Here is a 12,179-nt window from a genome sequence, read left to right as displayed (position 1 = left end):
ATTTGTAATAAAAGTTCATAGTAAATCAATCAGATTAGGATTGACTTAAAAATAACGGAAATAATGTGATAATACTCACTATTTTCTGTAAATAAACATTAAAAGTCGTTAAAATACGCCGCAGAAAACGACGGTTTTTATCGTCACCTAGCCGTGTCATGTATGCGGTCTAACAATTGCAGTAACCACAACCGTGGAAGGACTATTCATGTCAAAACGTACAATAACCGTGATCCCAGGTGATGGGATTGGACCAAGCATTATCGATTCAGCATTAAAAATCCTCGACAAAGCAGGATGTAACTTTGAATATGAATTTGCAGATGCTGGGTTAACGGCGTTAGAAAAGCACGGTGAACTTATACCCCAACGTACTTTAGACCTTATCGAAAAAAATCGTATTACGCTTAAAGGTCCGTTAACCACACCTGTCGGTGAAGGGTTTTCCTCTATCAATGTGAGCTTGCGTAAACAGTTCAGTCTTTATGCTAACGTGCGCCCGGTGATTTCATTTAAGGGGACTCAAGCGCGTTATGAAAACATTGATATTATTACCGTCCGTGAAAATACCGAAGGTATGTACTCTGGTTTAGGTCAAAAAATATCTGATGATGGTCAAACTGCAGAAGCGACCAGTATCATTACTCGTCATGGCGCAGAACAGATCACTACGTTTGCTTTTGAGCTTGCACGCAAAGAAAATCGCAAAAAAGTGACCATAGTTCACAAAGCTAACATCATGAAATCAACTTCTGGTTTGTTCTTAAAAGTGGCACGTGAAGTGAGTCTGCGTTATCCAGACATCACCACAGAAGAAATGATTGTTGATGCCACTTGCATGAAACTGGTTATGAATCCTGAAAACTTTGATGTTATCGTAACGACTAACCTATTTGGTGACATTTTATCTGACTTATGTGCCGGTCTTGTGGGCGGTTTAGGAATGGCTCCAGGGGCAAACATAGGTCGCAATGCTGCTATTTTTGAAGCGGTACATGGTAGTGCACCCGATATTGCAGGTAAAAATTTAGCGAACCCTACCTCAGTTATTTTAGCGTCGATTCAAATGCTAGAATACTTAGGCATGTCAGATAAAGCTGAGATGATCCGCAGTGCTGTAGCTGCTGTTATTGAAGAAGGTGACCGTACCACTCGCGATTTAGGTGGCACTCACGGTACAACCGACTTCACTCAAGCAGTGCTTGATCGTTTAGCATAATTCTTTATGATTAGGTTAATGACTTATTTATCTTATAAGTCATGACTAAAAAGCCCCATATGCATGACATATGGGGCTTTTTGTTAGATGTGCGCTAGCAAAGTTATGCGTAGCTCACGCCCTTTTCAGGGAAAATCCATAAATGAACCGTTACTTCATCACGATCATGATAAAGATGCTTACACTGTATTTTAAAATCGATTTCATTTTCAGTTAAAATGGTGCCTATCGTTTCTAAAATAACGCTGACTTCTTTATAGCGGCTCTTCATGGGTAATTTAAGATTAAAAATCGCTTCTTTAAACCAACCATTAATCGCCCATGCTTCCATCAGTTCTGCAACCCGAGCCGGTTTTTCAACCATATCGCATACCAACCAATAAATATTTTTACGTGGTGGTTCAAAACGAAAACCGTCAGCACGGTAATGCTTTACTTGGCCCGAATCCATTAATTTAGGATCCATCGGACCGTTATCGACTGCAGCAACCATCATTCCGCGGCGGACCAATTGATAAGTCCACCCTCCAGGGCAAGCGCCTAAATCAACTGCATTTAAGCCACTGCGACAACGTGTTTCTTGCTCTTCTTTAGTTAAGAACACGCCAAATGCTTCATCCAATTTCAGGCTTGAGCGACTCGGAGCATCTGCAGCCATTCTTAAGCGAGGGATCCCCATAAAATGAGGTGAACTATTATGGCTTAACGAATAACCTGTGTACGCTTTACCCGGTGCAATAAAACACACATGAATAATCGGACGACGGCCATTTTCAGTACTCAGTAGCGCGCCGATCTTTTTTAAACTTTGGCGTAACGGTACCGTCAATTTCCGACAGAATGCGGATAATTCTTTGGCTTCATTGGTGTCAGGCGTTTCAACACGCAACTCACCACACTTCGACAAATCGGCTAGTGAGGCGACTATCGGTCCCACACGATCTTGCTCAGGTAAATCAATCAATAACTCGCCCGCAGCAAACATTTGCCGAGCAAATATCAATGATCCAAGTTCTAATTCCTTAGCTAAAGTATCGGCACCATTTTTGTCAAAACATTGAAATATCACATAAGCATCGTTGATATTGGTTTTAACGAAACCATCAACATTTAACTCAGCGGCACGTTGTTGAATTTCTGCTGCACAGTCTTTTTCATAGCCTGAGCGGCAAAATAGGAATAGTTTTTTCATTTGGAGCCTTAGCGTAAGGATATTCGCATAATAGCGAGACAATAATCACGCTATTATACTCAAAAATGCTCGAGGAGGGAGAATTTAGCCAAGCCATTATTCTACTGATTTTGTATGCCAAATCGCCGCGGCAAATAACAACCAACCCACGAGGAAACATAAACCACCTATTGGCGTTATTGGGCCAATCCATTTAGCACCAGTAAAGGCATAAAGGTATAATGAACCAGAAAACAATATGATCCCAGCAATGAAACTGTAAGCGGCCCAATTAATCAATTTTGACGGGATCCAATGGGCGGAAAATGCCAATGCAATCAGTCCGAAGGTATGATAAAACTGGTAATCGACTCCTAACTTAAAAATACTCACTAATTCCGGTGGTGCGATAGTTTTAAGCCCATGAGCAGCAAAAGCACCCAGTGCTACAGCCATAAAACCACTTAATGTGGCAAATAATAATAGACCTTTATTCATTTTACTTAACCTCATACAACATAAATCGACAATGCATCATACTATTGAAGCAAGCTGATTTTCGTGACTTAAACCATCACCGTTAGTATTCATGTAGTGTTAATATTGATGCCGGGGTTGATCAAGCTATCAGCAAAGTAGACACCGCATATGCGTAAAACATAGCGTTACAGCATTAACCTACTCGGGTAATAAACTGACTAATATTCTCGATGGCATGATTAAGATTGCCCTCAAGGGTATAACCAGAAGATTTTCGCGGTTGCAAACTATGATCGCCATCACTAATCCAACAGACTTCTGCATGTTCACCCAAAGCCCAATTGGGTACTTGTTGAAGATCGCCAAATTTATCTCGCTCACCTTGAACAATTAACATCGGGTGAGAATTGTGTTGAATCGGCGCAAGTCGTGGCTCGCCACCTTTTAGCGGAATAAAAGGGTATCCCAAACACACTACTGCAGTAATTTTATTGACGACATCGGCAATAAGTGGCTGCTGTAGTTGATGATCTGTGCTGGCCAATATCGCCGACATACGACCGCCCATTGACTTACCCATCAGGATAATCCGCTGGCAATTGATCAGGCCAAGCGCCATCTTCTGCTCAATATCCATGAGAACTTGTTCATAGTGCGCGAGTAATTTAGGCGCTCGATCAGGCGGACGACGTTTACCATCTTGCATATTGGCTTGCATATACAAGAAATTAAATCGGTATACTTGATAGCCTTGAGCGATTAACTTATCGGTCATCGAAGTCATATATTGATGATGCATATTAGCCCCAGCACCATGAGCAAAAACAATCAAAGTGTCACTTTTAGGACCTTGTAACAGATAATCATGGGCTAACAAAGGCGTATTATCCGCTAAGCAACTCACTTCGCGACTCCTCTGCAAACATATCCAACATCCATTCTCTAAAGGCTGAAATTTTACCTATCTCAGAATGGTTTTGTTGACACACTAAGTAATAAGCCTCTTTGCTCACCAACACCTCAGAAAACGGGCACACTAAGCGCCCAGCCTTGATATCAGGTCTGGCAAGTACGCTATAACCTAATGCCACACCTTGGCCATGCACCGCTGCTTGAAGCACTAATGAGGAATGGCTAAATATAGGCCCTTGATTGACATTAATATCGCTCACGCCACACTGTCTAAACCATGCCTGCCAATCTTGACGGTTTGAATCATGTAACAAGGTATGGAATTTTAAATCACTGGGTTGAGCTAACGGTTTAGCACTATTGAGTAATAATGGCGAACAGACAGGGATCAACACTTCGTTACGCAGTTTATCGGCGCGTAATCCAGGCCAATTACCTTGGCCGTAATAAATGGCAACATCTACATCGTCGGTTAACGAATTAGCATTACTATCAACGGCTTTAATACGCACATCAATATCAGGATTTTTTTCGCTAAACTTAGCTAAACGTGGTACTAACCATTGAATAGCAAAACTTGGAGACATACTGACCGTTAACGATCCTACCGCACTACGGGCAAGCAGACGATTAGTCGCCTCCCCTAGCTCAATAAAAATATCTTTAATGTCCAGAAAATAACTTTGGCCTTCTTCTGTTAACAATAAGGATCTATTTTTACGTCTAAACAGCTTTAGCCCTAAAAAATCTTCTAATGCTTTAATCTGATGACTCACTGCAGCCTGAGTGACAAACAACTCTTCTGCGGCGCGGGTAAAGCTCAAATGTCTTGCTGCAGCTTCAAATGCTTTAACAGCATTCAAAGGCGGTAATCGTTTAGACATAGTGATCAACCCCTCATTTTTAATTAGTTTTTCTAATGATTATCGTTATTTTTATGTCGTTTGTAAAGCACACTGTGTTTGGGTAAATTAGCATCATTGACAACATCACTAGGGTCGCTGCGCTGCTAGAGCGGACTTCGTCCTGCTAGGATCGCTGCGCTTCTAGGACGTGACTTCGTCATTGCTAGGTTCGCTTCGCTGCTAGAGCGGACTTTGTCCTGCTAGGATCTCTGCGCTTCTAGGGACAGCTTCGCTGCTAAGATTGAGTCGCTGCGCGACTAGGATATTGGCTTGTCATCTAGCACTGCTTGGCTGTTGATTGTATAGCCTCTAGCCGCGTAGCGTCCTAGCAGCGTAGAGCTCTAGGCTCTTAAATTGTCATCTAAATTTTCGCAGCCGCAGGCGCCCTATTTCTAGCATCTAGCAGCGAAGCGTCTTCGAAGGTGATAACCGTTTATTAGCCAGCATTTAGGTACATTAACTTACCGATTTAAATAACGCCGACATGGTCGTATCGCCCGCATAAAAAAAACGCATTCAATGCGGTTTTTTATGCGGGCGATTAGGGTGGATACGGTCATAATCGACAGCATCACTCACACAAAGTCTAAGGACGATACACTTTTACGTTCGTATAGCCCTTCTCAACAAGGTATAAGGCCTGCAGTTTACTCATTACCCCACGATCACAATATAATAGATACGTTTTAGAGCTATCTAAATCAGCAAATTGGGTCGCTAATTTAAAGAATGGGATCGCTTTAATCATCACATTATCAATTGATAATGGATCTTTTTCTTCTTCTTCAGGTGCACGAACGTCAATAATGATTTCGCCTGACGCCACATCTTTAACTGTTTCGGTTTCAGTCACTTGTTGATCCATCTCCGCTTCAATATCACGAACATCCATCACCACTGCAGACTCAATGATGCGATCAATCAAGTCTTCAGAAAACTTAAGCTCTTCAGCTTCAATCTTAGACAATACCGCTTTAACCGTCGGCTTTTGTGAAATAACACCACAATACTCAGGAATAGACTTAGCAAATTCTTCAGTGCCAATCACACGGCTCTGATTAATAATGTCTTGTTTGTCCATTGCGATAAGTGGGCGTAAAATCAATAACTCAGTGCTGCGGTCAATCACATTCAAGTTGGTCAGCGTTTGACTCGATACCTGACCTAAGCTTTCTCCCGTGACTAACGCTTGAATGCCGAATTTGTCCGCAATACGCGTTGCAGCGCGCATCATCATACGCTTAAGTACAACCCCCATCTGACCGTTATCAATACGTTCAAGGATCTCTTCAACCACAGGCTCAAATGGCACTGACACAAAACGTACTTTGTGCGACTCACCATACTTTTTCCACAAGTGATAAGCCACTTGCTTAACGCCAATTTCGTGTTGAGCGCCACCTAAATTAAAGAAACAGTAATGGGTACGGGCGCCTTTCTTAATAAACTGAAAACTCGACACGCCAGAATCAAAACCGCCCGAAATAAGCGACAATACATCTTCTTGGGTCGCCATAGGGAAACCGCCTAGTCCTTCAATACGACGCTCGACCATGTAAAGCTTATCTTGATTGATTTCAAGATTAACGGTCACATCAGGGTTTTTAAGCTTTACCCCAAGCGCCTCTGTGTGCTGGTTTAACCCCCCACCCACATAACGCTCAACATCGATTGAATTAAAATCATGATTACCAGAACGTTTTACGCGAACACAAAATGTTTTACCTGCAATTTCATCACGATACCTTGGTAAAGCCTGCTGATAAATATGATCTATCGAATCAAAACTGTACTCACTCACTTGCACAACGTGAGCAATACCTGGAATACAAGCTAAACGCTCTGCAAAAGCATCACATAATTCCGGTTTATCGGCAGGTACATTAACTAAAATACGATCATATAAACGTTGTACTTTGGCATCGTCATCCACTTTTTTAAGTACATTACGGATATTGGTTTCGAGCATTTTGGTAAAGCGCATTCTTACCGACTTGCTCTTCATCATAATTTCAGGGTACAGCTTTACAATAAACTTCATGGGGCGTCCGCAGGTATCACCACCACAATAGCTCAGCATTCAGCATTGCTAGACAAAAAGATGGTAACACTTTGATAATAAATTAAAAAAAATAGCAAAACCTTGTCTACTTGATTAACATAGGTAATCCAGCATATAGCAAAGCGTAAGCAATAATTCGCGGATCATACCAAATGATGCCTATTAACCAAACATATTCACTTTTTTATCTGTTATTTCTCAGCAAAACCGCTGTTACAGCACATTTCTAATACAAAAAAGCACAATCTCTGTAACCTGCAAAGATTGCGCTTATGCCTATCCTTTGATGACGAGCTATTGAGTCACTATAATTTCATTCGATTGTTTCGCTTTACCTTGTTCAATGGCAATTTCAACACGCCGATTTCGAGCTTGATTCTCTTTAGAATCATTGGGTACCAAAGGTCGATTAGAAGCCTCTCCAACCACTTTCATCCTTGATTCATCAAAACCAGTGACTGTTCTTAATTCATGAGCCACCGAAACAGCGCGTTGACTTGATAGCGCCCAGTTTGAACTATAAAGCTCATTACTGATATCAGCACCGTCAGTATGACCCGATACCGTAACAATCCCAGGAACATCTTTTAATAACTCACCAATTGAACGCACAATCGGTTTAAACTTAGGTTGTAAAAAGCCAGAACCAGAAGTAAATGAGCCTTTCTCACGAATACGAATTATAATTTGCTGACCTAAAGATTCAATTTCAATGGCACCATCAATAATTTCTTCGTTGAGCTTCTCAGCCATTCTTTTCACTTGATCATTTATATTTTCTTGCGCAGATGCGGCCGCTTTTTTAATAGCTTCAGCTTCTTGCTGAGCCGTAGCAGCGGCATTACCACCACGCTGTTCACCACTTTGCTTTTGAGTACCCCCCGCACTGTCCTCTTCACCGGCCTGATATTCAATGGTCGGTTGAGTCATTTCATTGGTTTGTTGATTAATGATCTCAATTGGCGTGGGATCGGGTCTACCAGGGCGAAATTCAAGCGCGATAACCGATGTCCCCTTAGGAATGTCTTTTATTTCAACTTTGTTTTGCACCCCAAATGCATACTTCATTGAGCCGGCGATTTGTTTAAACTTCATTACGTCCATTTCAGAGAACGCTAACAGCAACACGAAGAAACACATCAGCAAAGACATTAGGTCAGCAAAGGTGGCCAGCCACATAGGGGCACCCGCAGGTGGACAATCACACTTGGTCTTAGCCATGAGTTACTCTCCGTCCGTTGTATCGATTTCACGCGATTTTTCAGCCAAGTAATTCTTCAAGAAACCTTCAATCACCCGGGGGTTTTGTCCATCTTGAATCGCTAATACCGCGTCCATAATTAAATTACGGTTAAGCAATTCTTCATTCATACGCAATGATAATTTATCCGCCATTGGGATGGCGATCATGTTGGCAATTATCGCGCCATAAAGAGTGGTTAACAATGCAACCGCCATTGCGGGTCCAATCGATTTTGGGTCGTCCATGTTAGATAACATAGCCACCAAACCAACCAGCGTACCAATCATTCCCATCGCGGGGGCTACATCACCCATGGCTTTAAAAATACTAATCCCAGTTTTGTGGCGGTCTTCGGTCAACGCTATATCTCTTTCAAGCGCGTTACGCACCACATCCCCATCATGACCATCAACTAGCATATCGATAGCTTTTTGCATAAAACTGTTGGTAATGACCGCCTCTTCTAGTGCTAAAAATCCGCCTTTACGGGCAGCATCTGCCATAGTGACAGACTGCTCAATCAAATCTTCAGGTTTATCTAATTTAAACATGAAGGCTTTCATACCAATCTTTATCGAACCCAAAAATTGCTGTAGGTTAAATTTCATCATCACAACAAATAAAGAGCCTGCTACAACAATCAAAATTGACGGTACATTGATAAATAATCCGAGACCTCCACTGGTGATCATCGCGCCAATAATAAATGCAAAAGCACCGATAATACCTATTAGGGTAGCTAAATCCACAACCTCTCCTCAATCGCAGTCATCACGCTGCTTCTTTGTGCTATTTTATCGCGCTAGTCGTACAAATTAAATAAGTCGAACATTCTGGCATCTATTGATACAAATCACATTGCCCATCGTTATGTATTACAGTAAAAAATTCAATACTAATTTACGCTATCTATTTCAAACCCTAACGTCTTATCGGTCAAACTTGGCGCAAGTTTAGCCTGTTTTGCACATTCTAAACAAAATTCAATAACAAAGCGTGCTGTTGAGCAAATAACCAGCGACTGTATTTGACCGATACGCTGGGCTGATATACCTTGTCTCACGCTGAATGAAAGGAATAATAATCGTGGCTAAAAAACCAGAAAATCTCAGTTTTGAACAATCATTAACTGAGCTTGAAACCATTGTTGCTCATTTAGAGCAAGGTGAAGTGTCGCTCGATGACGCGCTTAAACAATTTGAGCGAGGCATTAAGTTAGTCCGTCAAAGCCAAGGAAAGCTTGAACAAGCACAGCAAAAAGTCTCTATCTTATTAAATGAAGATGATGCTGAATTAGCACCGTTCACTATAGAAAGTGAATAATCGTCAACATAGTGTTATTGAATAATAGGTCTTGATACGTGTTAGCTAAAGCGATAACAAAATACCAAAAGCGCGTTAATACTATTCTTAACGAGCATTTAAGCCAGCTTGATGGTGCTGCACCAGACTTAAAGGCGGCAATGCTTCATGGTGCATTATTAGGCGGCAAACGCATCAGGCCATTTTTGGTCTATAGTGTGGGTGACATGCTTGGCGTCAATATTAATGCACTTGATAAAGCCGCCGCAGCCATTGAGTGTATTCATGCTTACTCGTTAATACACGATGACTTACCGGCCATGGACAATGATGCACTCCGACGCGGTCAACCCACGGTTCATATTGCATTTAATGAAGCTAACGCCATTTTAGCTGGTGACGCGCTGCAAACATTGGCCTTTGAAATAATCACCGCACCGTGTAACGATTTACGACCTGAACAACAATTGGCCATGGTCAGGGCATTAGCAAAAGCCTCTGGATATCGAGGAATGTGCGGTGGGCAAGCGATTGATCTGAGTGCCACCGATCACCGTATAGATTTAGACCGATTAACCGAATTACATAATAAAAAAACCGGCGCGTTAATCAGTTGTGCCGTCGAACTTGCTTTAATTGCGGCAGATTTACCCGATGAGCACTATCAACTGATGATGAAATACGCCCAAAGCCTTGGATTGGCCTTTCAAGTGCAAGACGATATCTTAGATATTACCGCAAGCACCGAAGAGTTAGGCAAACCACAAGGCAGTGATGAACAATCCAACAAAAGCACTTTTCCTAAACTATTAGGTCTCGATGGTGCCAAAGCCTGTGCAGAACAACTAATACAAGATGCACTATCAGCGCTGACTAAATTACCATATAATAGTCAGTTAATTGCAGACTTCGCCCACTATATTATTGAGCGAAGATTATAATAAAGAGTCAGAAAATCTCGCTATGATTTTTGATATTTCTAAATTTCCAGTACTAGCGAAAGCTAATACACCAGAAGAATTAAGGAAGTTACCTCAAGGTTTACTTCCACAAGTCTCTGATGAATTGAGACAATTCTTACTTCAGTCCGTTGGTATTTCAAGCGGACATTTTGCTTCTGGCTTAGGCACAGTTGAATTAACTGTGGCACTTCATTATGTCTACAACACCCCATTTGATCGGTTAGTGTGGGATGTAGGACATCAAGCTTACCCACATAAAATCCTCACTGATCGCCGCGAACAAATGCACACCATTCGACAAAAAAATGGTCTGCATCCATTCCCATGGCGTGAGGAAAGCCCATATGACACCTTTAGTGTCGGTCACTCAGGCACGTCTATCAGTGCAGCATTGGGGATGGCGATAGCCGCAGAAAAAGAAGCGGTTGGGCGAAAAGTTGTGGCCGTTATTGGCGATGGTGCCATGACAGGCGGTATGGTATTTGAAGCCATGAATCATGCGGGCGATTTACACAATGATATGCTTGTGGTGCTCAATGATAATGAAATGTCGATTTCTGAAAATGTTGGCGCACTCAACAATCACCTTGCCCAGCTTATGTCAGGTCGTTTTTACACCACCATTAGAGAAAACAGTAAAAAAGTGCTTAAAGGCCTGCCTGTCATTAAAGAAATGGCTAAACGCACTGAAGAACATCTTAAAGGCATGGTGGTGCCCGCAACATTATTTGAAGAGTTAGGGTTCAATTATATCGGCCCAATTGATGGTCACGATGTCGATTCGCTCGTTGAAACTATGCGCAATATGCGCAACCTCAAAGGCCCACAAATGTTGCATATCATGACCAAAAAGGGTCGTGGTTATGAGCCTGCGGAAAAAGATCCGATTGGCTGGCACGCGGTGCCTAAATTCGATCCAAGCCAATTTAAAAAACCCACAACTAAACCAGGTTTACCGACATTCTCGGAAGTGTTCGGTAAATGGTTATGCGACATGGCGGAACAAGACGACAAGTTAGTCGCGATTACACCGGCTATGCGTGAAGGTTCTGGGATGGTTGAATTTTCACAACGATTCCCAAAACAATATTTCGATGCGGCTATTGCTGAACAGCATGCAGTAACGTTATCTGCAGGGTTTGCCTGCGAAGGGTTAAAACCTGTAGTGGCGATTTACTCAACTTTTTTACAACGCGGATATGACCAGTTTATCCACGACGTGGCTTTGCAACGCTTGCCTGTATTGTTTGCGATCGATCGTGGTGGCATTGTTGGCGCTGATGGCCCTACACATCAAGGTGCGTTCGATTTAAGCTTTATGCGCTGTGTTCCCAATATGATCATTATGGCGCCATCAGATGAAAACGAATGCCGTCAAATGCTCTATACCGGTTATTGTTATCAAGATGGCCCTACCGCAGTGCGGTACCCTCGAGGTTTTGCGACCGGTGCAGAACAAGTTGAACATATGACGAAAATACCTATCGGTAAAGGGGTCTTAACGCGTCAAGGGCAAAAAATTGCCATTGTAAACTTTGGCACCACACTTGCCGCAGCGACAGACGCAGCAGAAAAACTGGATGCGACCGTCGCCGATATGCGCTTTGTTAAGCCACTTGATTTAAGCTTGCTTGAACAGCTCGCAAATAGCCATGATGTTATCATTACCGTTGAAGAAAACGCCATTATGGGCGGCGCAGGTTCTGGAGTGCTTGAAGCATTACACAAAATGCGTATCGTAAAGCCTGTACTACAAATTGGTTTGCCAGATGAGTTTATTCAACACGGCGCACCAGATGAAATTACTGCAGAACTGCAACTTGATGCTGCAGGGATTTTAGCGCAGATCCAAGCGTTTATAGCTTAATGCTTTTGTGATGATGATTGATAGTTGATGCCAATGAATTACCCCGCGACTTCGCT

At 42.3% G+C, this 12,179-nt stretch carries 11 protein-coding genes; 4 read left to right on the top strand and 7 right to left on the bottom strand.

Features of this window, described 5'->3' with window-relative positions; all coding sequences use genetic code 11:
• The first annotated feature begins 208 nt into the window (after window positions 1-208).
• A complete protein-coding gene (locus EGC80_RS11795; RefSeq protein ID WP_124014121.1) occupies window positions 209-1,219 on the top strand; it encodes an isocitrate dehydrogenase in 1,011 nt (336 codons plus the stop codon).
• 103 nt (window positions 1,220-1,322) lie between these two features.
• Here the strand turns inward: EGC80_RS11795 and rlmM are convergent, their stop codons facing one another.
• From rlmM to pomA, 7 genes are all read right to left on the bottom strand, one after another.
• Window positions 1,323-2,411 (bottom strand): 23S rRNA (cytidine(2498)-2'-O)-methyltransferase RlmM, encoded by a 1,089-nt coding sequence (gene rlmM / locus EGC80_RS11790; protein ID WP_124014122.1) that lies wholly within the window; start codon window positions 2,409-2,411, stop codon window positions 1,323-1,325.
• A gap of 96 nt (window positions 2,412-2,507) precedes the next feature.
• A complete protein-coding gene (locus EGC80_RS11785) occupies window positions 2,508-2,888 on the bottom strand; it encodes a DUF423 domain-containing protein (RefSeq protein WP_124014123.1) in 381 nt (126 codons plus the stop codon).
• Window positions 2,889-3,063: 175 nt separating this feature from the next.
• Window positions 3,064-3,774, bottom strand: coding sequence for an alpha/beta family hydrolase (locus EGC80_RS11780; RefSeq protein WP_124014124.1), 711 nt, complete (start codon window positions 3,772-3,774; stop codon window positions 3,064-3,066).
• Window positions 3,755-4,666 carry a transcriptional regulator GcvA gene (locus EGC80_RS11775; protein WP_124014125.1) on the bottom strand — a complete coding sequence of 304 codons (912 nt, stop codon included), beginning with the start codon at window positions 4,664-4,666 and terminating at the stop codon, window positions 3,755-3,757. Before EGC80_RS11775 ends, EGC80_RS11780 begins: the two co-directional genes overlap by 20 nt.
• 607 nt (window positions 4,667-5,273) lie before the next feature.
• Window positions 5,274-6,728 (bottom strand): tRNA uracil 4-sulfurtransferase ThiI, encoded by a 1,455-nt coding sequence (gene thiI, locus EGC80_RS11770; protein ID WP_124014126.1) that lies wholly within the window; start codon window positions 6,726-6,728, stop codon window positions 5,274-5,276.
• Window positions 6,729-7,043: 315 nt separating this feature from the next.
• Complete coding sequence (locus tag EGC80_RS11765) at window positions 7,044-7,970, bottom strand: flagellar motor protein MotB (protein WP_124014127.1); 927 nt, start codon at window positions 7,968-7,970, stop codon at window positions 7,044-7,046.
• Window positions 7,971-7,973: 3 nt separating this feature from the next.
• On the bottom strand, window positions 7,974-8,741 hold the full coding sequence (gene pomA, locus EGC80_RS11760; RefSeq protein ID WP_124014128.1) for a flagellar motor protein PomA: 768 nt from the start codon (window positions 8,739-8,741) through the stop codon (window positions 7,974-7,976).
• Between the two features lie 337 nt (window positions 8,742-9,078).
• Here pomA and xseB point away from each other — a divergent pair, with 337 nt between their 5' ends.
• Genes xseB through dxs form a run of 3 tightly spaced genes read left to right on the top strand, consistent with a single transcriptional unit; the run spans window position 9,079 to window position 12,123 of the window.
• Window positions 9,079-9,315 carry an exodeoxyribonuclease VII small subunit gene (xseB, locus tag EGC80_RS11755; protein ID WP_124014129.1) on the top strand — a complete coding sequence of 79 codons (237 nt, stop codon included), beginning with the start codon at window positions 9,079-9,081 and terminating at the stop codon, window positions 9,313-9,315.
• 38 nt (window positions 9,316-9,353) lie between these two features.
• On the top strand, window positions 9,354-10,235 hold the full coding sequence (gene ispA, locus EGC80_RS11750; protein WP_124014130.1) for a (2E,6E)-farnesyl diphosphate synthase: 882 nt from the start codon (window positions 9,354-9,356) through the stop codon (window positions 10,233-10,235).
• Window positions 10,236-10,257: 22 nt separating this feature from the next.
• A complete protein-coding gene (gene dxs, locus EGC80_RS11745) occupies window positions 10,258-12,123 on the top strand; it encodes a 1-deoxy-D-xylulose-5-phosphate synthase (protein WP_124014131.1) in 1,866 nt (621 codons plus the stop codon).
• Window positions 12,124-12,179: the final 56 nt, after the last annotated feature.

Source organism: Shewanella psychromarinicola (assembly GCF_003855155.1).
Classification (GTDB): domain Bacteria; phylum Pseudomonadota; class Gammaproteobacteria; order Enterobacterales; family Shewanellaceae; genus Shewanella; species Shewanella psychromarinicola.
The sequence above is the reverse complement of the archived record's forward strand: the minus strand, read 5'-3'. Positions and strand labels throughout refer to the sequence as shown.